The 23,892-nt window shown below is 56.4% G+C and carries 18 protein-coding genes, 1 pseudogene and 1 riboswitch; of the genes and pseudogenes, 12 read left to right on the plus strand and 7 right to left on the minus strand.

Features of this window, described 5'->3' with window-relative positions; genetic code table 11:
• From ABLU86_RS20530 to ABLU86_RS20540, 3 genes are all read left to right on the plus strand, one after another.
• The gene (locus ABLU86_RS20530; protein ID WP_015703951.1) at nt 1-2,433 is read left to right on the plus strand and encodes a bifunctional aspartate kinase/homoserine dehydrogenase II; all 2,433 of its coding nucleotides are present in this window, start codon (nt 1-3) and stop codon (nt 2,431-2,433) included.
• Between the two features lie 301 nt (nt 2,434-2,734).
• Nucleotides 2,735-3,622, plus strand: coding sequence for a methylenetetrahydrofolate reductase (gene metF / locus ABLU86_RS20535; RefSeq protein ID WP_015368922.1), 888 nt, complete (start codon nt 2,735-2,737; stop codon nt 3,620-3,622).
• Nucleotides 3,623-3,773: 151 nt separating this feature from the next.
• A complete protein-coding gene (locus ABLU86_RS20540) occupies nt 3,774-4,688 on the plus strand; it encodes a DMT family transporter (protein WP_046883496.1) in 915 nt (304 codons plus the stop codon).
• Nucleotides 4,689-4,725: 37 nt separating this feature from the next.
• Here ABLU86_RS20540 and ABLU86_RS20545 read toward each other — a convergent pair whose 3' ends face one another.
• The 3 genes and pseudogenes from ABLU86_RS20545 to ABLU86_RS20555 form a co-directional block, all read right to left on the minus strand.
• Entirely contained in the window at nt 4,726-5,829 is a 1,104-nt protein-coding gene (locus ABLU86_RS20545; protein ID WP_045412819.1) for a glycerol dehydrogenase, read from the minus strand.
• A gap of 53 nt (nt 5,830-5,882) precedes the next feature.
• On the minus strand, nt 5,883-6,545 hold the full coding sequence (fsa, locus tag ABLU86_RS20550) for a fructose-6-phosphate aldolase (RefSeq protein WP_015368918.1): 663 nt from the start codon (nt 6,543-6,545) through the stop codon (nt 5,883-5,885).
• A 205-nt stretch (nt 6,546-6,750) separates the two neighbouring features.
• Nucleotides 6,751-7,730: pseudogene (locus tag ABLU86_RS20555) on the minus strand (AraC family transcriptional regulator).
• Between the two features lie 24 nt (nt 7,731-7,754).
• On the opposite strand from ABLU86_RS20555, the gene zinT reads away from it, so the two are divergent.
• Entirely contained in the window at nt 7,755-8,405 is a 651-nt protein-coding gene (gene zinT, locus ABLU86_RS20560; RefSeq protein ID WP_046883494.1) for a metal-binding protein ZinT, read from the plus strand.
• Nucleotides 8,406-8,451: 46 nt separating this feature from the next.
• On the opposite strand, the gene ppc is transcribed toward zinT, so the two are convergent.
• Nucleotides 8,452-11,103: a phosphoenolpyruvate carboxylase gene (gene ppc, locus ABLU86_RS20565; RefSeq protein WP_015368915.1), complete on the minus strand. Its 2,652-nt coding sequence runs from the start codon at nt 11,101-11,103 to the stop codon at nt 8,452-8,454.
• 257 nt (nt 11,104-11,360) lie between these two features.
• Complete coding sequence (argE, locus tag ABLU86_RS20570; RefSeq protein ID WP_015368914.1) at nt 11,361-12,512, minus strand: acetylornithine deacetylase; 1,152 nt, start codon at nt 12,510-12,512, stop codon at nt 11,361-11,363.
• Between the two features lie 113 nt (nt 12,513-12,625).
• On the opposite strand from argE, the gene argC reads away from it, so the two are divergent.
• The 4 genes from argC (at nt 12,626) to oxyR (ending at nt 17,062) form a co-directional block, all read left to right on the plus strand.
• Nucleotides 12,626-13,630 carry an N-acetyl-gamma-glutamyl-phosphate reductase gene (argC, locus tag ABLU86_RS20575; RefSeq protein WP_032712960.1) on the plus strand — a complete coding sequence of 335 codons (1,005 nt, stop codon included), beginning with the start codon at nt 12,626-12,628 and terminating at the stop codon, nt 13,628-13,630.
• 9 nt (nt 13,631-13,639) lie between these two features.
• Nucleotides 13,640-14,416 (plus strand): acetylglutamate kinase, encoded by a 777-nt coding sequence (argB, locus tag ABLU86_RS20580; RefSeq protein ID WP_015368912.1) that lies wholly within the window; start codon nt 13,640-13,642, stop codon nt 14,414-14,416.
• A 101-nt stretch (nt 14,417-14,517) separates the two neighbouring features.
• A complete protein-coding gene (argH, locus tag ABLU86_RS20585; protein ID WP_046883493.1) occupies nt 14,518-15,891 on the plus strand; it encodes an argininosuccinate lyase in 1,374 nt (457 codons plus the stop codon).
• A 253-nt stretch (nt 15,892-16,144) separates the two neighbouring features.
• Entirely contained in the window at nt 16,145-17,062 is a 918-nt protein-coding gene (oxyR, locus tag ABLU86_RS20590) for a DNA-binding transcriptional regulator OxyR (RefSeq protein WP_015368909.1), read from the plus strand.
• On the opposite strand, the gene sthA is transcribed toward oxyR, so the two are convergent.
• Nucleotides 17,045-18,445, minus strand: a complete 1,401-nt coding sequence (gene sthA, locus ABLU86_RS20595) for a Si-specific NAD(P)(+) transhydrogenase (protein WP_015368908.1) — start codon at nt 18,443-18,445, stop codon at nt 17,045-17,047. The genes oxyR and sthA overlap by 18 nt on opposite strands.
• Nucleotides 18,446-18,641: 196 nt before the next feature.
• Between sthA and fabR the strand changes: the two genes are divergently transcribed.
• Nucleotides 18,642-19,277, plus strand: coding sequence for an HTH-type transcriptional repressor FabR (gene fabR, locus ABLU86_RS20600; protein ID WP_015368907.1), 636 nt, complete (start codon nt 18,642-18,644; stop codon nt 19,275-19,277).
• A gap of 15 nt (nt 19,278-19,292) precedes the next feature.
• Nucleotides 19,293-19,652 (plus strand): YijD family membrane protein, encoded by a 360-nt coding sequence (locus ABLU86_RS20605; protein ID WP_015368906.1) that lies wholly within the window; start codon nt 19,293-19,295, stop codon nt 19,650-19,652.
• Nucleotides 19,653-19,704: 52 nt separating this feature from the next.
• On the opposite strand, the gene trmA is transcribed toward ABLU86_RS20605, so the two are convergent.
• Nucleotides 19,705-20,805, minus strand: a complete 1,101-nt coding sequence (gene trmA, locus ABLU86_RS20610) for a tRNA (uridine(54)-C5)-methyltransferase TrmA (protein WP_047740176.1) — start codon at nt 20,803-20,805, stop codon at nt 19,705-19,707.
• Between the two features lie 115 nt (nt 20,806-20,920).
• Nucleotides 20,921-21,109, plus strand: a riboswitch (cobalamin riboswitch).
• 64 nt (nt 21,110-21,173) lie between these two features.
• Here trmA and btuB point away from each other — a divergent pair.
• Nucleotides 21,174-23,021 (plus strand): TonB-dependent vitamin B12 receptor BtuB, encoded by a 1,848-nt coding sequence (gene btuB / locus ABLU86_RS20615; protein ID WP_015703958.1) that lies wholly within the window; start codon nt 21,174-21,176, stop codon nt 23,019-23,021.
• Complete coding sequence (murI, locus tag ABLU86_RS20620; RefSeq protein ID WP_015703959.1) at nt 22,966-23,817, plus strand: glutamate racemase; 852 nt, start codon at nt 22,966-22,968, stop codon at nt 23,815-23,817. The genes btuB and murI overlap by 56 nt, the downstream gene beginning before the upstream one ends.
• The last annotated feature ends 75 nt before the right edge of the window (nt 23,818-23,892 follow it).

A 23,892-nucleotide genomic window follows, 5' to 3' on the forward strand; every position in this document is an offset into this window, starting at 1 on the left:
ATGAGTGTGATTGCGCAGGCAGGGGCGAAGGGTCGTCAGCTGCACAAATTTGGTGGGAGTAGTTTAGCGGATGCGAAATGTTACCTGCGCGTCGCCGGGATCATGACCGACTATGCGCAGGCAGGCGATATGATGGTCGTCTCTGCCGCCGGTAGCACCACCAACCAGCTGATTAGCTGGCTGCAGCTAAGCCAGACCGATCGTCTTTCTGCGCATCAGGTGCAACAAGCGCTGCGTCGCTATCAAATGGATCTGATCGCCAGCCTGTTGCCGGCGGACGCCGCTGACGCGCTGATCGCGACGTTTATTCACGATCTTGAACGTCTGGCGGGCCTGCTGGATAGCGGCATCACCGATGCGGTATATGCTGAAGTCGTCGGCCACGGCGAAGTGTGGTCCGCGCGCCTGATGGCGGCGGTACTGAATCACCTTGGCGTTGAAGCCGCGTGGCTGGACGCGCGCGCTTTCCTGCGCGCGGAACGCGCCGCGCAGCCGCAGGTTGATGAAGGCTTGTCCTACCCGTTGTTACAACAGTTGATGGCGCAGCACCCCAACAAACGGCTGGTGGTGACCGGCTTTATCGCCCGCAACAATGCCGGAGAAACCGTGCTGCTGGGCCGTAACGGTTCCGACTACTCCGCCACCCAAATTGGCGCGCTGGCCGGGGTCTCCCGCGTCACCATCTGGAGCGATGTGGCCGGGGTCTATAGCGCCGACCCGCGTAAAGTGAAAGATGCGTGCCTGCTGCCGCTGCTGCGCCTTGATGAGGCCAGCGAGCTGGCTCGCCTGGCGGCGCCGGTGCTGCACGCGCGTACGCTACAGCCGGTTTCCGGCAGCGATATCGATTTACAGCTGCGCTGCAGCTACACCCCGGACCAGGGTTCGACGCGCATTGAGCGCGTGCTGGCATCTGGCACCGGCGCGCGTATTGTCACCAGTCACGACGACGTCTGCCTGATTGAATTCCAGGTGCCGGCTGGTCAGGATTTCAAGTTGGCGCATAAAGAGCTGGATCAGATTTTCAAACGCGCGCAGCTGCGCCCGCTAGCGGTGGGCGTGCATGCCGACCGTAAGCTGCTGCAGTTCTGTTACACCTCTGAAGTGGCCGACAGCGCGCTGAAGCTGCTGGACGAGGCGGGCCTGCCGGGCGAGCTGCGTCTGCGCCAGAAGCTGGCGCTGGTGGCGATGGTCGGCGCGGGCGTGACCCGCAATCCGCTGCATTGCCACCGTTTCTGGCAGCAGTTGAAAGGGCAGCCGGTAGAGTTTACCTGGCAATCGGAAGAGGGCATCAGCCTGGTGGCGGTGCTGCGCGCCGGCCCAACCGAGAGCCTGATTCAGGGGCTGCATCATTCCGTGTTCCGCGCTGAGAAACGCATCGGTCTGGTGCTGTTTGGCAAAGGTAATATCGGCTCCCGCTGGCTGGAGTTGTTCGCGCGCGAGCAGAGCACGCTTTCCGCCCGCACCGGCTTTGAGTTCCTGCTGGCTGGGGTGGTGGATAGCCGCCGTAGCCTGCTGAACTATGAAGGTCTGGATGCCAGTCGCGCATTGGCATTCTTTGAAGATGAAGCGGTTGAGCAGGATGAAGAATCGCTATTCCTGTGGATGCGCGCGCACCCTTATGATGATTTAGTGGTGCTGGACGTGACCGCCAGCGAACAGCTGGCCGATCAGTATCTGGATTTCGCCAGCCACGGTTTTCACGTGATCAGCGCCAATAAGCTGGCGGGCGCCAGCAGCAGCGATAAATATCGCCAGATCCACGACGCCTTCGAAAAGACCGGACGTCACTGGCTGTATAACGCCACCGTCGGCGCAGGCTTGCCGGTTAACCATACGGTGCGCGATCTCATCGACAGCGGCGATACCATCCTGGGGCTGAGCGGTATCTTCTCCGGTACGCTCTCCTGGCTGTTCCTGCAGTTTGACGGCACGGTGCCATTTACCGAACTGGTGGATCAGGCCTGGCAGCAAGGGCTGACCGAACCGGACCCGCGCGTTGACCTGTCAGGTAAAGACGTGATGCGCAAGCTGGTGATCCTGGCGCGCGAAGCTGGTTACAATATTGAGCCGGATCAGGTGCGCGTGGAATCGCTGGTTCCGGCGCATTGCGAAGAGGGCTCGGTTGACCACTTCTTTGAGAACGGCGAAGAGCTGAACGAACAGATGCTGCAGCGCCTTGAAGCCGCCCGTGAGATGGGGCTGGTGTTGCGTTACGTGGCGCGTTTTGATGCTAACGGTAAAGCGCGCGTCGGGGTAGAAGCCGTGCGTCAGGAACATCCGCTGGCGGCGCTGCTGCCGTGCGATAACGTCTTCGCCATCGAGAGTCGCTGGTATCGCGATAACCCAATGGTGATCCGCGGGCCAGGCGCGGGTCGCGATGTCACCGCCGGGGCTATTCAGTCAGATATTAATCGTCTGGCGCAGTTGCTGTAATCTCTCCTCTCAGGCCGGCCCATAGGGCCGGCCTTCATTATGCTCATTCCCGCGCCACCAGCTGCCCTGAGAGGGTGAGATGCTGCGTCGGCAGCGTGGGCTCTTTGATCTTGCGGATAATTAACGCGCCTGGCCTGACGCCAGATGAACTTTTTTCACTTTGACTGAAAATTCCTCACTGTTTACGCAGATTTTTCTATTGACGCCTGCCCGCTTTTCCGTCATTTTTACATCTGGACGTCTAAACGTATAGAAGTTCGCAACACGACTGATAAATATAATGCGATTGATGAGGTAAGGTATGAGCTTTTTTCACGCCAATCAGCGGGAAGCCCTGAATCAGAGCCTGGCGGAAGTCCAGGGCCAGATTAATGTGTCCTTTGAATTCTTTCCGCCGCGTACCAGTGAAATGGAGCAAACCCTGTGGAAATCCATCGATCGCTTAAGCAGCCTGAAGCCGAAGTTTGTTTCCGTCACCTACGGGGCGAACTCCGGCGAGCGCGACCGCACTCATAGCATTATCAAGGGCATTAAAGACCGCACCGGTCTGGAAGCAGCGCCGCACCTGACCTGTATCGACGCCAGCCGTGATGAACTGCGCGCGATTGCCCAGGATTACTGGAACAACGGTATCCGCCATATCGTCGCGCTGCGCGGCGACCTGCCGCCGGGTAGCGGCAAGCCGGAGATGTACGCCGCCGACCTGGTGACGCTGCTAAAAGACGTCGGTGATTTTGATATCTCCGTCGCCGCCTATCCGGAAGTGCATCCGGAAGCCAAAAGCGCGCAGGCCGACTTATTGAACCTGAAACGTAAAGTAGAAGCGGGCGCTAATCGCGCGATCACTCAGTTCTTTTTTGATGTCGAAAGCTACCTGCGTTTCCGTGACCGCTGCGTCTCCGCCGGTATCGATGTGGAAATTATTCCGGGCATTCTGCCAGTCTCCAACTTTAAACAGGCGAAGAAATTTGCCGATATGACGAACGTGCGTATTCCGACCTGGATGTCGAAAATGTTCGAAGGGTTGGATAACGATGCCGAAACGCGCCAACTGGTAGGGGCGAATATCGCCATGGACATGGTGAAAATTTTAAGCCGCGAAGGAGTGAAAGATTTCCACTTCTATACCCTGAATCGCGCCGAAATGAGCTATGCCATTTGCCATACCCTGGGCGTGCGTCCAGCGTAATTATCTGTTTTACCTATTTTTTTATTCCTGTCGGGGCGGCGAGCTGCAATTCGCCGCCCTCTTTTTTCGCACGAAAAGTGCGCTCTGCCCTTAAGCAACCTGCCGCCAAAGAGAGTATAGTGCCCGCAAAAATCATGACGGTGGAGAAGTTATGACGGTTGCAAGGAACAGCAATCTCCTGGCCGGTTGCGGCCTCGTCCTGCTGACGCTTATCTGGAGCTACAGCTGGATTGCGATGAAACAGGTAACGCTCTATATCGGCGCTTTCGATTTTACCGCCCTGCGCTGTATTTTCGGCGCGATTGTGCTGATGGCGGTGTTGGCGCTGCGCGGGCGCGGCATGCGGCCAACGCCGTTTGGTTACACCCTGGCGATTGCGCTGCTGCAAACCTGCGGCATGGTCGGTCTGGCTCAGTGGGCGCTGATGGGCGGCGGCGCAGGTAAAGTCGCCATTCTTAGCTATACCATGCCGTTCTGGGTGGTGATCATGGCGGCGCTGTTTTTAGGCGAGCGCATGCGGCGGCTACAATATGCCGCTATCGTACTGGCGGCGTGCGGTCTACTGCTGGTGCTGCAGCCCTGGCAGTTGGATTTCTCCTCGATGAAAAGCGCGCTGCTGGCGATCCTCTCCGGCATCAGTTGGGGGGCGAGCGCGATTGTCGCCAAACGCATGTATCGCCGCTATCCGCGCCTCGATTTACTGTCGTTAACCGCCTGGCAGATGCTGTATGCCGCGCTGGTGATGAGCGTGGTGGCGTGGCTGGTGCCGCAGCGCAGCATTGACTGGCAACCTGGGGTTTTTTGGGCACTGGCCTATAGCGCAATCCTGGCGACGGCGGTGGCCTGGAGTCTGTGGCTGTATGTTCTGCGTAACCTGCCTGCCAGCGTCGCCGGCCTGAGTACGCTGGCGGTACCGGTTTGCGGCGTGCTGTTTTCCTGGTGGCTGCTGGGTGAAAATCCGGGGCTAGTGGAAGGCGCTGGTATTGTGCTGATCGTCGCGGCGCTGGCGATAATCAGCCTTAAAAAACGTCAACCTCAGATTACCAGGCAAGGTATTACTCGTTAAGCGTTATGCCCGGCAAATGCCGGGCATTTGGGGCAGGTTATTCCCACTCTTGCAGGAAACGCTGACCGTATTGGTCGGCAACCAGTAGCGCGGCGTAAACCTGGTCGGCACAGGCGCCGCCCGGCATGTTGTGGATGGTTTCGCCTTCGGCGCAGGCGGCCTCCGCGACCGTGCGCATTTTGGCCGGGATGTCGCCTTTAATATCGAGCTGCGCCAGCGTGATGGGCAGGCCGACGCTGTGACACAACGCCGCCGCGGTTTCTATCTCTTCCACCGGCGCGTTTTCCAGCACCAGCTGCGTCAGGGTACCAAACGCGACCTTCTCGCCGTGATAGAAGTGATGGGCGTCCGGGATGGCGGTCAAACCGTTGTGAATCGCGTGCGCCGCCGCCAGCCCACCGCTCTCAAAGCCGACGCCGCTCAGGTAGGTGTTGGCTTCGATCACCCGTTCGAGCGCTGGGGTGACCACATGCTGCTCGGCGGCAAGCATCGCCTTTTCGCCTTCTTCAACCAGCGTGTTGTAGCAGAGTTCCGCCAGTGCCAGCGCTGCCTGAGTGCATTTACCGCCCGCCATTGTGGTCGCACCGCTGCGCGAGCAGGCGCGGGCTTCAAACCAGGTCGCCAGCGCATCGCCAATCCCGGCGGCCAGCAGGCGAGCTGGCGCGCCTGCGACGATCTGCGTATCGACAACCACCATGTTCGGGTTGTGCGGCAGCATCAAATAGCTTTCGAATTCCCCATCGTCGGTATAGATAACAGACAACGCGCTGCACGGCGCGTCGGTGGAGGCGATGGTCGGGGCTACTACCACCGGCAGATGCATATAGTGAGCCAGCGCTTTCGCGGTATCCAAAGTCTTGCCGCCGCCGATGCCGAGCACCGCATGGCATTGGGCGCTGCTGGCGATATCGCGCAGGCGGTTGATTTCATTTTGCGAACATTCACCGCCAAACGGTGCGATTTCGGCCACCAGGCCAGCGCCGCCAAGGCTGGTACGCAACTGCTCTTCGGCAAAGCCAAGAACAAACTTATCGCCGATGATAAGCCACCGTTCGGCCAGCGGTTTAAGATATTCGCCGAGGCGCTTGATGGCGCCAGCGCCCTGAATGTATTTACCGGGTGATTGAATAATGCGATCCATTTCGATTCCTCCTCGATAACGTGCAAGCCGCCGGACGGCGGCAGACGATCGGATTACAGGTTTAACGTGCCAAATGCGTTATTCCAGTCCTGCTCGAACTTCTCTATGGCTGACTCTACCGCGGGGGTGCCGAGCATTTGTTGCGCTACGTCTAAGGGGAGGGTGATAGCTTCGCAGCCAGCTAACAGGCAATCCAATGCCTGGCGCGGGGTTTTGAAGCTCGCGGCCAGGACTTTGCTTTCCGGGGCGTGCATTTCCAGCAGGGATTGTAGTTCTTGCACCATGCGAATGCCGTCACCGCCCTGGGCGTCGACGCGGTTGACGTATGGCGCGACGTATTTCGCGCCGGCCAGCGCCGCCAGCAGCCCCTGGGAAGCGCTATAGACCGCGGTGCCAAGCGTCGGGATGCCTTCTTTTTTCAGCAGTTTGATGGCGGCGAGACCTTCGGCGGTAACCGGGATTTTAACCACGATACCCGGCACGGCGTTGCTCAAGCGTTTGGCTTCTTCCACCATGCCCTGCGCATCGCGACTCATGGTCTGCGCGAACAGAACACCTTCCGGGCCGACGGCTTTTTGCAGGCGCGGCAGCACGTCCCAAACCGGGGTTTTGCCGGCGGCGATGATGCTCGGGTTGGTGGTGACGCCAGCCAGCGGATAAATGCGGGCCAGACGTTCAACTTCAGCGACGTTCGCGGTGTCCAGATAGAGTTCCATAACCATTCCTCGATGTGTAATTCAGTGATGTTGAGGAAAGGATACGGTTTTCGTTTGCTTGCTCGCCAGATGACAAATTTGCCAAAAACTGGATAAATGTACGCATTGCGATTAAGGATGATTTAGATCACATTTGTCCGCCTGTTCCTGCTTATAAAGGTACGTGGCCAGCAATCAGCAGACAGTTACTTACAAAAATCTAGTTTTACGGCGCAGAGGATTTTTCCGTCAACTGGCTGTGATACTGGCGGCGGTATTCGGAAGGCGAACGTTCGGTGTTCTTGCGAAACAGACGGCAGAAGTAGTTGCTGTCGGCGAAGCCGCAGGCGTGGGCAACGTCTTTCACTTTCATATCATGGCCTTTCAACAGCATGCGCGCCTGTTCGAGGCGAATATGATTAAGGTATTCGTTAAAACCCATGGGCCCGCATTTCTGAAACAGGTGCGAGAGATAATTGGGGGATAGGTAAAACGACTGGGCCACGGATTCCCGGCTCAGCGGCTCAGCGAAATGGAGATCGATATACTGGCGGATCGCTTCGAACAGCGCCTGGCTGCGCGATGAAGTTTGCGCCTGACTACCCAGCAGATCGGTACAGTGGCTGAGTAGGCTAATCACGATGCTGCGGGCGGTTTGTTGTTCCTGCGGCTGCATACGTATTTCATTTAGCGCCTGTAGCAGGAATGAACCCACGCGCGGCCCGCGGCGCGGTACCTGGCTCTTCTGGACAAGAGTTAGCGCCTCGCCGCTCCAGCGCTGCAGCGAAAATTCCAACTGCTGTTTGCCGAACAAGATGCTTAATAGCAGGCAGGGTGTCTGCCATTGCGGCCAGTTCCAGCTATCGCCCGCAATATACAGTACATCGCGCGGTTGTAGCGGCGCGGCATTATCGCCGAGGGCGAGATCGTACAACTGCCCCTCAATGACAATATTCAGACGAGGAAAATCAACCTTGATCGCGGCGTCGGCAGGGGGGCGTGACTCACCGGTAAAATGCACTTCTGCAATGCAGGTTTGTTTTTTCACTAATGAATCAATGAGCTGATTGATGCTGTTATCCATCTTTACCCCGCCAAAACGCCACGCATTTCATCATACCGGACATTTTTCCAGCGGTAAAAGCGCGAGCTTGTCGTTATTGCTTCCTGGTTACGATATGTTATATCGTAACATTTTATCGCAATCGATATTCAACTCAGGAGAGAGTAATGACCCGAAAGATCCCCATGCTCGCGTTTGGCTTAGGCATGGCGCTTGCGAGCGTCCAGGCGTTCGCCCACGGTAACCATAGCCATGGCCCAGCGTTGACCGACATAGAACGCCAGGCTAGCGAAGGCATTTTTGCCGATAAAGATGTGAAGGATCGCGCGTTGAGCGATTGGGATGGAGTCTGGCAGTCCGTTAATCCGTACCTGCTGAATGGCGACCTTGATCCGGTTCTGGAGCAGAAGGCGAAAAAGCCCGGCGGCAAGAGCGTGGAAGAGTATCGCGCCTATTATAAGAAGGGTTACTCCACCGACGTGGAGCAGATTGGCATCGAAGATGACGTGATAGAGTTCCACGTCGGCAAGACCGTTAATAGCTGCAAATATACCTACTCAGGCTACAAAATTCTGCAATACGCCTCCGGCAAGAAGGGCGTTCGCTATCTGTTTGAGTGCCAGCAGGCTGATGGTAACGCGCCGAAATTCGTCCAGTTCAGCGACCATATTATTGGCCCGCGCAAATCGCAGCATTTCCATATATTTATGGGCAATGAATCACAGGAGGCCTTGCTCAAAGAGATGGATAACTGGCCGACCTATTATCCCTATGCGCTGCATAAAGAGCAGATCGTCGATGAGATGTTGCATCACTAAAATGAGAGGAAAAATCCCCCGGCCGGGCGGCCGGGGGAAACGGTGACTAGCCGGTATTACGCATCCCTGCCGCGACGCCGGCAATGGTGACCATCAGCGCTTGCTCAACGCGCGCATCCGGTTCCTCGCCAGCCTCTTCAGCCTGGCGCGAACGGTGCAACAGTTCGGCCTGCAGGACGTTAAGCGGGTCGGTATAGATGTTACGCAACTGGATGGATTCGGCGATCCACGGCAGGTCGGCCATCAGGTGGGAGTCATTAGCGATAGCCAGCACCACTTTGATATCGGCGGTTAACAGCTGACGTAGCTCTTCGCCTAGCTTCCACAGTTCCGGTTTCACCAGCCGCTGATCGTAGTACTCCGCCAGCCACAGGTCGGCTTTTGAGTAGACCATTTCCAGCATTCCGAGGCGGGTCGAGAAGAACGGCCAGTCGCGGCACATGCTTTCCAGCTCGCTTTGCTTACCGCCCTCGACCACTTTCTGCAGCGCGGCACCGGCGCCCAGCCAGGCCGGCAGCATCAGGCGGTTCTGGGTCCAGGCGAAGATCCACGGGATGGCGCGCAGTGACTCGACGCCGCCGGTCGGGCGACGCTTCGCCGGGCGCGAGCCAAGCGGCAGTTTGCCCAGTTCTTGTTCCGGGGTCGCGGAGCGGAAATAAGGGACGAAGTCTTTGTTTTCCCGCACGTAGCCGCGGTACATCTTGCAGGAGACGTCGGACAGCTCGGCCATGATTTCGCGCCACTGCGGTTTTGGTTCCGGCGGCGGCAGCAGGTTGGCTTCCAGAATCGCGCTGGTGTACAACGACAGGCTGCTGATGGTCACTTCCGGCAGGCCGTACTTAAAGCGGATCATTTCACCCTGTTCGGTGACGCGCAGGCCGCCTTTCAGGCTGCCCGGCGGCTGCGAGAGCAGCGCCGCGTGGGCCGGAGCGCCGCCGCGACCGATGGAGCCGCCGCGACCGTGGAATAGAGTCAGTTCAATACCGGCTTTTTCGCAGGTTTTGATTAGCGCGTCCTGTGCCTGGTACTGGGCCCAGGAGGCGGCCATCACGCCGGCATCTTTGGCCGAGTCGGAGTAACCGATCATGACCATCTGCTTGCCCTGAATAAAGCCGCGATACCAGTCAATATTCAGTAACTGAGTCATAACGTCGTTGGCGTTGTTCAGGTCGTCCAGCGTTTCAAACAGCGGCGCGACCGGCAGGGCAAAGCCGATACCGGCTTCTTTTAGCAGAAGATGAACCGCCAGCACGTCGGACGGCGTTTTGGCCATTGAGATCACATAAGCGGCGATCGATCCACGCGGCGCTTCGGCGATCACTTTACAGGTGTCGAGGACCTCGCGGGTCTCTTCGCTCGGCTCCCACTGACGCGGCAGCAGCGGGCGTTTGGAGTTCAGCTCACGGATCAGGAAAGCCTGCTTGTCGGCTTCCGACCAGCTTTCATAATCGCCGATCCCGAGGTAGCGGGTCATTTCGCCCAGCGCTTCGGTATGGCGGGTACTTTCCTGACGGATATCGATACGCACCAGCGGTACGCCGAAAGATTTCACCCGGCGCAGGGTATCGAGCAGTTCGCCGTTGGCGATGATGCCCATTCCGCAGGCCTGCAGCGATTTATAGCAGGCATACAGCGGTTCCCACAGCTGTTCGTTTTGCGTGATAAGCCCCGCCGGTTTCGGCAGTTTTTGTCCTTTCAGACGCGCTTCCAGCCAGGCCTGGGTCTCCATCAACTGGCTACGCAGCTTTTTCATCAGATAACGATACGGCTCTTGCGCGCCTTCCGCACCCGCCAAATCGCGGAGCTCGTCGGTGCATTCGACCATCGACAGCTCGGAGATAAGCACCTGGATATCTTTCAGGAAAAGATCGGTCGCTTTCCAGCGGCTGAGCAACAGTACGTGGCGGGTGATATCGGCGGTGACGTTCGGGTTGCCGTCACGGTCGCCGCCCATCCAGGAAGTGAATCGTACCGGCACAAAATCAACCGGTAGCTGGTAGCCGAGGTTGGCTTCCAGCTGTTCGTTCAGCTCGCGCAGATAGTTCGGCACGCCTTCCCACAGGCTGTTTTCAACTACCGCGAAACCCCATTTGGCTTCATCGACCGGAGAAGGGCGGTGCTTACGAATTTCATCGGTATGCCAGGACTGGGCGATCAGCTGGCGCAGGCGGCGCATCAGCTGGTTGTGCTCATAGTCAGCGATATCTTTGTTATCCAACTGCTTAAGGCAGTTGTTCACTTCCACCATTTTGTGGATCAGCGTCCGGCGGGTGATTTCGGTCGGGTGAGCGGTTAATACCAGCTCCAGCGACAGGGATTCCACCGCTTTTTTTATGGTGTCTTCGTTGAGATTGGGTTGGTCTTTGAGTTTTCTCAGGGTACGCGCAATAACTTCCGGATTGCTGGCGGCTTCGCCGTTGGGCGAAATGCTGTGATATTGCTCAGCGGTATTGGCCAGATTCAGGAACTGGCTAAAGGCGCGCGCCACCGGCAGCAGCTCGTCGTTGGACAAGTTTTGCAGCGTGGTGAGCAGCTCCTGGCGATTGGCTTCATTGCCCGCGCGAGAAGATTTGGACAACTTACGGATAGTTTCGACACGATCAAGAATGTTTTCTCCTAACGCATCCTTGATGGTGTCGCCCAGCACCTTACCGAGCATACTGACATTACTACGCAAAGCGGAATATTGTTCGTTCATGTTACCCCAGACACCCCATCTCATTTTATTTTGTTATATCCGGCGCTCCGTGATTTGAGCAGTGGATAAGCAACCCGTCTTTTATAAAGCCACGTAAATACCCCCGCGTCAATTGCTGCGAAATCGCTTCAGCAAACGAATAAATGGCGATAATTTGCGAAAGTTAACTCAGCGGTCGGCGGATAAGCATTACTTATGGAAGTGTGACGATCGTCACTCTCCCGCCTCCGGACGTGAAGGCGGGAAACTAGCAGCGATTAATGCCAGCAGAAGTGATGGACAACCTGAGTGATGAGCTCGCGCGTCGGCTTAATAAACCGCGTCTCCAGATATTCATCCGGCTGGTGGGCCTGGTTGATGGAGCCCGGTCCTAACACCAGCGTAGGACACAGCGTCTGGATAAACGGCGCTTCGGTGCAGTAGTTCACCACTTCGGTCTGCGCGCCGAGCAGTTTTTCAACCACTTCGACCAGCTTGTGGTCCGGCGGGCATTCATAGCCTGGAATCGGCGGATGCAGCTCAGAGACCGTCAGACGCCCCGGCCAGCGTTCGCTGACCGGCGCCAGCGCTTCATCCAGCAGGCCGTTCAGGTCGTTAAGCGTCATCCCCGGCAATGGACGAATATCCATGTGCAATTCGCAGCAGGCGCAGATGCGATTGGATGCATCGCCGCCGTGAATGGCGCCCAGGTTGAGCGTCGGATAAGGCACGGTGAAAGCGGCATAGTGGTAACGCTCTTTTAAATCATCGCGCAGTTGCATAATGCGGCCAATCGCATCGTGCATCAGTTCGATAGCGTTCACGCCGCGCGCCGGGTCGCTGGAGTGGCCGGACTGGCCCAGTACGCGTACCGCTGTTGAAATGTGGCCTTTATGCGCCCGCACCGGCTGCAGCGAGGTCGGCTCGCCGATGATGGCGCAATCCGGGCGCAGTTGCGTGGTTTCGGCAAAGTAGCGCGCGCCCGCCATGCTGGTTTCTTCGTCAGCGGTGGCCAGAATATACAGCGGTTTTTTCAATTTACTGACGTCAACGTCGCGCAGGGCATCGAGGATAAACGCGAAGAAGCCTTTCATATCGGCGGTGCCGAGCCCGTAGAGTTTGTTGTCGTGCTCCGTAAGTGTAAACGGGTCGCGGGTCCAGCGACCATCGTCGAAAGGCACGGTATCGGTATGCCCGGCGAGCAGCAGGCCGCCAGCGCCGTGGCCAGTGCTGGCCAACATATTGAATTTATTGCGCGTCTCAGGTACCGGCTGGATCTCGACGTTGAAGCCCAGATCGCGGAACCAGCCGCCGAGTAAATTGATTAAAGACTCATTGCTTTGATCCAGCGCTTCTTCGGTCGCGCTGATGGATGGTGTGGCGATCAATGCGCGGTAAATCTCGATAAAGGGCGGTAAATTGTTTTTCATTGTTGACACACCTCAGGTCATGATAGTATCAATATTCATGCAGTATTTGTGAATAAAAATACAATATCGTTGAGCGCAATAAAACCCATCGAATGTAAGGAGATGCTCTTCCAATGCTAAATACGCTGATCGTGGGAGCTAGCGGCTATGCCGGCGCAGAGCTGGTGGCCTATGTAAATCGCCACCCTCATATGAACATAACCGCTTTGACCGTCTCCGCGCAAAGCAATGATGCCGGAAAGTTAATTTCCGATATACATCCGCAGCTGAAAGGTATTGTCGACCTGCCGCTGCAAGCAATGTCCGATATCAGCGAATTTAGCGCCGGCGCGGATGTAGTGTTCCTCGCCACCGCGCATGAAGTTAGCCACGATCTGGCGCCGCAGTTTTTGGCCGCGGGCTGCGTGGTGTTCGATTTATCCGGCGCGTTTCGCGTCAACGATGGCGCGTTCTACGAAAAATACTACGGTTTCACTCATCAGCATTCCGATCTGCTTAAGCAGGCGGTATACGGTCTGGCGGAGTGGAACGTAGAAGCATTGAAAGAGGCGAATTTGATCGCGGTGCCTGGCTGCTACCCGACGGCGGCGCAGCTGGCGTTAAAACCGCTGATCGATGCCGGTCTGCTGGATCTGAAGCAATGGCCGGTGATCAACGCCACCAGCGGCGTCAGCGGCGCCGGGCGTAAGGCGGCGATGAGCAATAGCTTCTGCGAAGTCAGCCTGCAGCCGTACGGTGTTTTCAATCATCGCCACCATCCGGAAATTTCTACCCATCTGGGCGCAGAGGTGATCTTCACTCCCCATTTGGGCAATTTTAAACGCGGTATTCTGGAAACCATTACCTGCCGCCTGAAGCCGGGCGTCGGTAAAGATCAGGTGGCTGAGGTCTTCCAGCAGGCCTATGCCAATAAGCCGTTGGTCCGTTTATACGATAAAGGCGTACCGGCGCTGAAAAACGTAGTTGGGCTGCCATTCTGTGATATCGGTTTTGCCGTCCAGGACGAACATATTATCGTCGTGGCCGCAGAAGATAACTTGCTGAAAGGCGCGGCAGCGCAGGCCGTGCAGTGCGCTAACATTCGTTTCGGCTTCGCTGAGACGCAGTCTTTAATTTAAGGTGTGATGATGAACAATCCATTGATTATCAAACTTGGCGGCGTGTTGTTGGATAGCGAAGAAGCGCTGGAACGTCTGTTTACCGCCTTGGTGCACTACCGCGAAACACACCAGCGTCCGCTGGTTATCGTCCACGGCGGCGGCTGCGTGGTGGATGAGCTGATGAAACAGCTTAATCTGCCGGTGAAAAAGAAAAATGGCCTGCGCGTAACGCCTGCCGATCAGATTGACATCATTACCGGCGCGCTGGCGGGAACTGCCAACAAAACGCTGCTGGCATGGGCGAAAAAGCATGGTCTTTCCTCGGTAGGGCTGTTCCTCGGCGATGGCGATAGCGTGAAGGTGACTCAGTTGGATGAAGAACTAGGCCACGTTGGTAAAGCGCAGGCAGGCTCGCCGACGCTTATCAATACGCTGTTGGCGGGCGGCTACCTGCCCGTCGTGAGCTCGATTGGCGTCACCGACGAAGGACAACTGATGAACGTCAACGCCGATCAGGCGGCGACGGCGCTGGCGGCGACGCTGGGCGCGGATCTTATCCTGCTGTCCGATGTTAGCGGCATTCTCGACGGTAAAGGTCAGCGGATTGCGGAAATGACCGCCTCCAGGGCTGAACAACTGATTGAACAGGGCATTATTACCGACGGCATGATTGTGAAAGTGAACGCGGCGCTGGACGCGGCGCGCGAGCTGGGCCGCCCGGTGGATATCGCTTCCTGGCGCCATGCCGAGCAGCTGCCGGCATTATTTAACGGTACCCCGATCGGTACGCGTATTTTGGCTTAAGATTGAATGCCCGGCGGCGCGTTGCTTGCCGGGGCAACAAGACCGTAGACCGGGTAAGCGCAGCGCGACCCGGCAGAACTCACGAATAAAGGAAGCATGTTATGGCACTTTGGGGCGGGCGTTTTACACAGGCAGCAGACCAGCGGTTCAAACAATTCAACGACTCTTTACGCTTTGACTATCGTCTGGCGGAACAGGATATCGTGGGATCCGTCGCCTGGTCCAAAGCGCTGGTAACCGTAGGCGTACTGACCGCCGATGAGCAGCTGCAGCTGGAAGAGGCGCTGAACGTCTTGCTGGAAGAGGTACGCGCCAACCCGCAGCAAATCCTTGAAAGCGATGCCGAAGATATTCATAGCTGGGTCGAAGGAAAACTGATCGATAAAGTCGGCCAGTTGGGCAAAAAACTGCATACCGGACGTAGCCGTAATGACCAGGTCGCCACCGATCTCAAGCTGTGGTGCAAAGAGACCGTCACCGAGTTGCTGTCCGCGACCCGCCAACTGCAAAGCGCGCTGGTGGAAACCGCTGGCAACAATCAGGATGCGGTGATGCCGGGTTATACCCATCTGCAGCGCGCCCAGCCGGTGACTTTTGCGCACTGGTGTCTGGCCTACGTTGAAATGCTGGCCCGTGATGAAAGCCGTCTGCAGGACGCGCTCAAGCGCCTCGATGTCAGCCCGCTGGGATGCGGCGCGCTGGCGGGAACCGCTTATGAAATCGACCGTGAGCAGCTGGCCGGTTGGTTGGGTTTCGCATCGGCGACCCGTAACAGCCTCGATAGCGTCTCCGATCGCGATCATGTGCTGGAACTGCTTTCCGATGCCTCTATCGGCATGGTGCACCTGTCGCGTTTTGCCGAAGATCTGATTTTCTTCAATACCGGCGAAGCGGGTTTTGTTGAACTGTCTGACCGCGTTACTTCCGGTTCGTCGCTGATGCCGCAGAAGAAAAACCCGGATGCGCTGGAACTGATCCGCGGTAAATGCGGCCGCGTGCAGGGCGCGCTGACCGGCATGATGATGACCCTGAAAGGGCTACCGCTGGCCTACAACAAAGATATGCAGGAAGACAAAGAAGGGCTGTTCGATGCGCTGGACACCTGGCTTGACTGCCTGCACATGGCGGCGCTGGTGCTGGACGGTATCCAGGTGAAACGTCCGCGCTGTGCGGAAGCGGCGCAGCAGGGTTACGCCAACGCTACCGAGCTGGCGGATTACCTGGTGGCAAAAGGCGTTCCGTTCCGCGAAGCACACCATATCGTCGGTGAAGCGGTGGTTGAAGCGATTGCTCAGGGCAAAGCGCTGGAAGATTTACCGTTAAGCGACTTGCAAAAGTTCAGCAGCGTTATCGGCGATGACGTCTACCCGATCCTGTCGTTGCAGTCCTGCCTTGATAAACGTGCGGCCAAAGGCGGCGTCTCGCCGCAGCAGGTGGTGCAGGCGATTGCCGACGCCAGACAGCGACTGGTGTAAGAGATTACACCGATGTTGAATGAGCCTGGGTAATCCCCGGGCTTTTTTACGCCAAAAAAAAAGCGGACACGAGGTCCGCAAAAGTTCACGTTGGCTTTAGTTGTTCGGGTAGGGAAACTGTGAGGCGACTCAATGATTTTCAGATGTTCTCCTCGTTTCTGTGGTTATTATTGAACAGAAAACTTGATAGGGATAATCGTTCGTTGCTATTCTATCTATCGCCATGGACTATCGTGGCGATGGAGGATGAATAATGAATATTCGCGATCTTGAATACCTGGTAGCGCTGGCTGAACATCGCCACTTTCGACGTGCGGCAGATTCCTGCCACGTCAGTCAGCCTACGCTTAGCGGACAAATTCGCAAGCTGGAAGATGAACTTGGGGTGATGTTGCTGGAGCGCACCAGCCGTAAGGTTCTGTTCACTCAGGCGGGTTTGCTGCTGGTGGATCAGGCGCGTACCGTGCTACGCGAAGTAAAAGTGCTCAAGGAGATGGCAAGCCAGCAAGGGGAAACCATGTCCGGGCCGCTGCATATCGGCCTGATCCCAACGGTGGGGCCATATTTGCTGCCGCACATAATTCCGATGCTGCATCAGACTTTCCCGAAGCTGGAAATGTATCTGCATGAGGCGCAAACCCATCAGCTGCTGGCGCAGCTCGATAGCGGTAAGCTCGACTGCGCGATCCTCGCGCTGGTCAAAGAGAGTGAAGCCTTTATCGAGGTGCCGCTGTTCGATGAGCCGATGATGCTGGCTATCTACGAAGACCATCCGTGGGCAGAGCGCGATCGCGTGCCGATGGCGGATTTAGCGGGTGAAAAGCTGTTGATGCTGGAAGACGGACACTGTCTGCGCGACCAGGCGATGGGCTTCTGCTTTGAAGCGGGTGCGGATGAAGATACCCACTTCCGCGCGACCAGCCTTGAAACGCTGCGCAACATGGTTGCCGCCGGAAGTGGTATTACACTGCTGCCTGCGCTGGCGGTGCCGCAGGAGAGAAAACGCGATGGCGTGGTCTATATTCCGTGCATTAAGCCGGAACCAAGACGCACCATCGGGCTGGTTTATCGTCCTGGTTCGCCGCTGCGTAGCCGCTATGAGCATCTGGCGGAGGCCATCCGCAGTACTATGGATGGCCACTTCGATAAGGCGTTAAAAGAGGCGGTTTAAGCCGTTTAACGCCGCTACCCGATAGGCTTCGGCCATGGTCGGGTAGTTAAAGGTGGTGTTAACGAAGTACTCAATGGTGTTACCGCCGCCTTTCTGCTCCATAATCGCCTGGCCGATATGAATAATTTCGGCCGCGCGCTCGCCAAAGCAGTGGATGCCGAGGATCTCTTTCGTCTCGCGATGGAACAGAATCTTCAGCGTACCCACGCTCATACCGACGATTTGCGCCCGCGCCAGATGTTTAAACTGTGCGCGACCTACCTCATAAGGCACCTTCATCGCGGTTAGCTGCTGCTCGGTTTTACCCACCGAGCTGATTTCCGGAATGGTGTAGATCCCGGTCGGGATATCTTCAATCAGATGCGCGGAGGCTTCGCCTTTGATCAGCGCCTGCGCGGCGATGCGCCCCTGATCGTAAGCCGCTGACGCCAGGCTTGGATAACCGATAACGTCACCGACGGCATAGATGTGCGGTAGGGCGGTCTGATACATGCTGTTTACTTTCAGCTGGCCGCGGCTGTCGGTTTGCAGACCGATATTTTCCAGCGCCAGCGTATCGGTGTTACCGGTACGACCGTTGGCGTACAGCAGGCAGTCAGCTTTCAGCTTCTTACCAGACTTCAGATGCATGATCACGCCGTCATCGACGCCTTCGATTTTCTCGTACTCTTCGTTATGGCGGATAACCACGCCGCTGTTCCAGAAGTGATAGGAGAGCGAATCGGACATCTCCTGATCGAGGAACGCCAGTAGACGATCGCGGGTATTGATCAGATCGACCTTAACCTCCATACCGCGGAAGATCGACGCGTACTCGCAGCCGATCACCCCGGCGCCGTAAATGATCACATGGCGCGGTTCGTGGTGCAGGCTAAGAATGGAATCGCTGTCGTAAATACGCGGGTGGTGGAAATCGACGTCGGCCGGATGATACGGGCGCGAGCCGCAGGCGATAACGAATTTCTCGGCGGTGACCGTTTCTACGGTGCCATCGTGACACTCCAGCGCCAGCGTGTGCTCATCAACAAAGTGGGCGTTGCCCTGCAGAATTTCGCAGTGGTTGCGCTCATAGAAACCCTGACGCATATGGGTTTGCTGGTTAATGACGCTGTCGGCATGGTTGAGGATGTCGGCGAAGGAAGAACGGAGAAGACGGGAATGGTCGCTGTAGAGGGGGTTTTGGTTAAACTCGATAATACGGCTGACGGCATGGCGAAGCGCTTTTGACGGGATGGTTCCCCAGTGGGTACAACCACCGCCGACGTTATGGTAGCGCTCGATAACGGCAACACGAGCTCCCTGTTTCACCAGTCCCATAGCGGCGCCTTCACCGCCAGGACCGGAACCAATCACTATTGCATCATAATCCCAAGAGTGTGACATGGCATTACTCACCTGTTTTATACACAAAATAAACACGATGATAACATTTGGCGAGCTTTAACCCAATTATCGTTGTGCTTTTTTGCGGCATAAAAGCAGAAACGGCTCATAAACAATCATTCACAATCCAGTACAAACCGATTAGTTTTAATCTCTGGTATAGTGCCGACAGGGCTATTGGAAGGATTCATACATCGTGATGGGCGTAAGAGCACAACAAAAAGAAAAAACCCGCCGCTCGCTGGTGGAAGCGGCATTTAGCCAACTTAGCGCTGAGCGAAGCTTTGCCAGCCTGAGCTTGCGCGAGGTTGCGCGGGAAGCAGGGATCGCGCCGACGTCCTTTTATCGTCATTTTCGCGATGTCGATGAGTTAGGCCTGACGATGGTAGACGAAAGCGGGCTAATGCTGCGCCAGCTGATGCGCCAGGCGCGCCAGCGCATTGCGAAAGGCGGCAGCGTGATCCGCACCTCCGTCTCTACCTTTATGGAGTTTATTGGTAACAACCCGAACGCCTTCCGCCTGCTGTTGCGTGAGCGTTCTGGCACATCCGCGGCGTTTCGAGCCGCTGTAGCGCGCGAGATCCAGCATTTCATCGCGGAACTTGCCGACTATTTAGAACTCGAAAACCATATGCCGCGCGCCTTTACCGAAGCGCAGGCTGAAGCTATGGTCACCATCGTATTCAACGCCGGTGCGGAAGCGTTGGACGTCAGTCCGGAGCAGCGCCGACAGCTGGAAGAGCGGCTGGTACTGCAGCTCAGAATGATTTCAAAAGGCGCGTATTACTGGTATCGCCGTGAACAAGAAAAAATGTCACATCATTCCGAATAACGTGAAGGACGAGCAATGAAACACTCAGTTCAAGATAAAGGTACGCTACTGCTGGCGCTGATCGCGGGTCTGTCCATTAATGGCACCTTCGCCGCGCTGTTCAGCTCAATCGTTCCCTTTTCCATCTTCCCGGTTCTGTCGCTGCTGCTGACGGTATACTGCCTGCACCAGCGCTATCAGAACCGCAGTATGCCGGTCGGGCTGCCGGGGCTTTCCGCCGCCTGCTTCATTCTCGGCGTATTGCTGTATAGCACCGTGGTGCGCGCAGAATATCCGGATATCGGCTCTAACTTCTTCCCGGCGGTGCTGTCTGTCGCGATGGTGTTCTGGATCGGTTACAAGATGCGCAACCGCAAAGATACCGCGGCGGAGTAATCCGCCAGGTAATAACCCGGCAACGTTGCGTTCGCCGGGTTTTTTTATGCGTTTATTTCTTCGTTAACAGTACGCCGCATTCCATATGGTGGGTATACGGGAACTGATCGAATAGCGCCAGGCGGGTGACATTGTGCGTCTGGCTGAGGGTTTCCAGGTTCTGGCACAGTGTTTCCGGGTTGCAGGAGATATAGAGAATTCGTGGATAGGCCTGGACCATTTTTTCGGTCTCGCTATCCAGCCCGCTGCGCGGCGGATCGACAAAAATGGTTTCGCACTGATAGCTTTGCAGATCGATACCCTGCAGGCGGTTAAACTCCCGCACGCCGTTCATCGCCTGGGTAAATTCTTCCGCCGCCATACGGATAATTTGCACGTTATCGATATGGTTGGCGGCAATGTTGTATTGCGCGGAGGCGACTGACGGTTTAGCGATTTCCGTCGCCAGCACGCGATCGAAGTTACGCGCCAGCGCCAGCGAGAAGTTGCCGTTGCCGCAGTAGAGCTCCAGCAGATCGCCGGTGGAACCTTTGGTGACGTCCAGCGCCCACTCCAGCATCTGAATATTCATCGCCGCGTTTGGCTGGGTAAAGCTGTTTTCCACCTGACGATAGATCATTTCGCGCCCGCCAACCGGCAGACGTTCATCGACATAATCCCTATCGAGCTCGATTTTGGTTTTAGTGGCGCGGCCTATCAGCTGCACGTTGAGATTTTGCGCGCGTAGGGCATCGCGCAGCGCTTCCGCATGCTGGCGCCATTCGTCGTCGAGTTTCTTGTGATAGAGCAGCGAGACGATGGCCTGGTTGCTCATGGTCGTCAGATAATCAATCTGGAAAAGCTTATGGCGCAGGACCGGGTTATTGCGCACGCCGTCGAGCATTGCCGGCATCAGCTGGTTGATGAGCTCGCTGGCGGCCGGGAAGGTATCGACGCGAATACGCGACTTGGTCTGCTGATCGAAGATGATGTGATAGAGGTCGTCGCCGTCGTGCCACAGGCGAAATTCAGCGCGCATCCGGTAGTGGCTGACCGGCGAACGAAATACCTCCGGAACCGGCGCGGCAAAAGGGGCCATCATTTTCTGCAAACGGACGACTTTTTCTGCCAGTTGCGCTTCGTATTGCTCGGTAGGGAGGTGTTCGGGGGTCATGATGCATCCTGAATAAAATAAGTACGCGGGGATTGTAGGGAAAGCATTGGGGATGTCCAGCCCTGGTTGCGGATGAAATATCGTTATAGCAGTCTGGACATCTATATGTTTCTAATTGTAGCATCTTGCAACCGGTCCTCTGAGTTAATAGGGAATCCAGTGCGAATCTGGAGCTGACGCGCAGCGGTAAGGAAAGGCGAGAAATAAGCGCACTCGGTGCAGACACTGCGGTTAGCCGTGGGAAGTCATTATTTCTTAAAGCAGCCTCCAAGCCCGAAGACCTGCCGGATACGTCGCATTTGGTTTCTATCATCGCGAGCTACTGATAGAGCCGGCGGCATCCTCTCTATATTATGGATGCTTTTACAATGATTAAAAAAGCTTCGCTGATGACGGCTTTATCCGTCACGGCATTTTCCGGCTGGGCGCAGGACAGCAATTCAAATACGTTAGTGGTGACGGCAAACCGTGTGGCGCAACCTATCGAGACCGTGCTGGCGCCGGTGAGCGTGGTGACGCGGCAGGATATCGATCGCTGGCAGTCAACCTCTCTCACCGATGTGATGCGCCGCCTGCCGGGCGTGGACATCGCGCAAAACGGCGGCATGGGGCAGCAGAGCTCTCTTTTCGTACGCGGCACCAACTCCAGCCATGTCTTAATCCTGGTGGATGGCGTACGTCTGAATCAGGCGGGCGTCAGCGGCTCTTCCGACTTAAGCCAGTTCCCTATCGCTCTGGTACAGCGCATTGAATACGTTCGTGGCCCGCGCTCGGCGATCTACGGCTCAGATGCGATCGGCGGGGTGGTGAACATTATTACCACTCGCGACCAGGACGGCACCACGCTCAATGCCGGCGTGGGTTCAAATGGCTACCAGAACTACGGCGGCAGCACGCAGCAGACTTTCGGCGGACATACCCGCGTCACCCTGGCGGGCGACTATACCTATACCAAAGGCTTTGATGTTGTCGCCGAAGGCAATACCGGCGGCGTTCGCCAGCCGGATCGCGATGGCTTTATGAGCAAAACGATCTACGGCGCGCTGGAGCATAGCTTCTCCAATGAGTGGAGTGGCTTTGTGCGTGGGTACGGCTATGACAACCGGACGGCCTACGACGGCTCTCCTTATGGCGGCGTATTAGTCGATACTCGCCAGTTGTATAGCCAGACCTGGGATGCCGGCCTGCGTTTTAATCAGGATATCTTCCACTCGCAGCTGACTTCCAGCTATAGCCACAGCAAGGACTACAATTACGATCCGCGACTGGGGCGCTATGACACCTCGGCGACGCTGGATGAAGTGAAACAGTACAATGTGCAGTGGGCGAACACGGTCGATGTTGGCCACGGCAACGTTGGCGCTGGAATTGACTGGCAAAAACAAACCACCGAGCCTGGCACGAACTATGTGACCGATGGCTATGAAATCCGTAATACCGGCCTGTTTATCACCGGCTTGCAAAAGTTGGGCGATTTCACCCTGGAAGGGGCGGCGCGTAGTGATGATAACTCGCAGTTTGGCCAGCATGGTACCTGGCAGAGCAGCGCCGCGTGGGAATTTATCGACGGCTATCGCTTTATCGCCTCTTATGGTACCGCCTACAAAGCGCCGAATCTCGGCCAGCTGTACGGCTTCTACGGTAATCAGAATCTCGACCCGGAAGAGAGCAAGCAGTGGGAAGGGGCCTTTGAAGGCCTGACGTCTGGGGTGACATGGCGCCTGTCCGGATATCGTAACGACATCAATAATCTGATCGACTACGACTCGCAGTTGATGAAATATTATAACGTCGGCAAGGCGCGTATTAAAGGTATTGAAGCGACGGCGTCGTTTGATACCGGGCCGCTGGCGCACAGCATCAGCTATGACTATGTCGATGCGCGTGATGCGAAAACCAACGAGCTGCTGGTGCGCCGGGCAAAACAGCAGGTGAAATACCAGTTGGACTGGCAGGTTTATGATTTCGACTGGGGGGTGACCTATCACTATCTTGGCACCCGTTATGACAACACTTACGACCCGGTAACCTATGCGCCTGAGAGCGTTAAGTTGGGCGGTGTAAGCTTGTGGGATCTCGCAGTTTCGTATCCAGTCACCTCACATCTCACAGTTCGTGGTAAAATAGCCAACCTGTTCGATAAAGATTACGAGACAGTATATGGCTACCAAACTGCAGGACGGGAATACACCTTGTCTGGCAGCTACACCTTCTGATCCACGTCCCACCGTGCTGGTGTTTGATTCCGGCGTCGGTGGGTTGTCGGTATATAACGAGATTCGGCAGCTGTTGCCGGATCTACATTATATTTATGCTTTCGATAACGTTGCCTTCCCCTATGGCGAGAAGAGCGAAGAGTTTATCGTTGAGCGTGTTGTTGAAATCGTGACTGCCGTTCAGCAACGCTATCCTCTGGCGCTGGCGGTCATCGCCTGTAATACCGCCAGTACCGTTTCCCTGCCAGCCCTACGTGAAAAGTTCGCTTTCCCGGTGGTAGGCGTCGTGCCGGCGATTAAGCCTGCCGCGCGCTTAACGGCGAACGGTATTGTCGGCCTGCTGGCGACACGCGGAACCGTCAAGCGTCCTTATACTCGTGAACTCATTGACCGCTTTGCCAATGAATGCCGCATTGAAATGCTGGGTTCCGCTGAGCTGGTGGAACTGGCAGAGGCGAAGCTGCACGGCGAAGCGGTACCGTTGGAAGAGCTACGTCGAATTCTGCGCCCGTGGCTACGGATGCAGGAGCCGCCCGATACGGTCGTATTAGGTTGTACGCACTTCCCGCTCCTGGCGGAAGAACTGCAACAGGTCATGCCGGAAGGAACGCGGTTTATCGATTCCGGCGCGGCGATTGCTCGACGTACCGCCTGGTTGTTGGAGCATGAAGCGCCGGATGCCAAATCGAATGATGCCAATAAGGCTTTTTGCATGGCGATTACCCCGGATACTGAACAGCTTTTACCCGTTTTACAGCGTTATGGCTTTGAAACGCTGGAAAAACTACCGCTTTAATGGCGTTTTGCGCAAAAAAAAGACGGTTGAAAAGTTTTTTGAAAACAGGGCTTGTCAACGTCTCAGAACTCCCTA

This window comes from Klebsiella sp. JN_Kp121 (assembly GCF_040062145.1).
Classification (GTDB): Bacteria; Pseudomonadota; Gammaproteobacteria; order Enterobacterales; family Enterobacteriaceae; genus Klebsiella; species Klebsiella aerogenes.

Bases quoted from the DNA above. Each gene is read 5' to 3' on its own strand.
- ABLU86_RS20530 (WP_015703951.1), top strand. From the start codon at position 1: ATGAGTGTGATTGCGCAGGCAGGGGCGAAGGGTCGTCAGCTGCACAAA.
- metF (WP_015368922.1), top strand. From the start codon at position 2,735: ATGAGCTTTTTTCACGCCAATCAGCGGGAAGCCCTGAATCAGAGCCTG.
- ABLU86_RS20540 (WP_046883496.1), top strand. From the start codon at position 3,774: ATGACGGTTGCAAGGAACAGCAATCTCCTGGCCGGTTGCGGCCTCGTC.
- ABLU86_RS20545 (WP_045412819.1), bottom strand. From the start codon at position 5,829: ATGGATCGCATTATTCAATCACCCGGTAAATACATTCAGGGCGCTGGC.
- fsa (WP_015368918.1), bottom strand. From the start codon at position 6,545: ATGGAACTCTATCTGGACACCGCGAACGTCGCTGAAGTTGAACGTCTG.
- zinT (WP_046883494.1), top strand. From the start codon at position 7,755: ATGACCCGAAAGATCCCCATGCTCGCGTTTGGCTTAGGCATGGCGCTT.
- ppc (WP_015368915.1), bottom strand. From the start codon at position 11,103: ATGAACGAACAATATTCCGCTTTGCGTAGTAATGTCAGTATGCTCGGT.
- argE (WP_015368914.1), bottom strand. From the start codon at position 12,512: ATGAAAAACAATTTACCGCCCTTTATCGAGATTTACCGCGCATTGATC.
- argC (WP_032712960.1), top strand. From the start codon at position 12,626: ATGCTAAATACGCTGATCGTGGGAGCTAGCGGCTATGCCGGCGCAGAG.
- argB (WP_015368912.1), top strand. From the start codon at position 13,640: ATGAACAATCCATTGATTATCAAACTTGGCGGCGTGTTGTTGGATAGC.
- argH (WP_046883493.1), top strand. From the start codon at position 14,518: ATGGCACTTTGGGGCGGGCGTTTTACACAGGCAGCAGACCAGCGGTTC.
- oxyR (WP_015368909.1), top strand. From the start codon at position 16,145: ATGAATATTCGCGATCTTGAATACCTGGTAGCGCTGGCTGAACATCGC.
- sthA (WP_015368908.1), bottom strand. From the start codon at position 18,445: ATGTCACACTCTTGGGATTATGATGCAATAGTGATTGGTTCCGGTCCT.
- ABLU86_RS20605 (WP_015368906.1), top strand. From the start codon at position 19,293: ATGAAACACTCAGTTCAAGATAAAGGTACGCTACTGCTGGCGCTGATC.
- trmA (WP_047740176.1), bottom strand. From the start codon at position 20,805: ATGACCCCCGAACACCTCCCTACCGAGCAATACGAAGCGCAACTGGCA.
- btuB (WP_015703958.1), top strand. From the start codon at position 21,174: ATGATTAAAAAAGCTTCGCTGATGACGGCTTTATCCGTCACGGCATTT.
- murI (WP_015703959.1), top strand. From the start codon at position 22,966: ATGGCTACCAAACTGCAGGACGGGAATACACCTTGTCTGGCAGCTACA.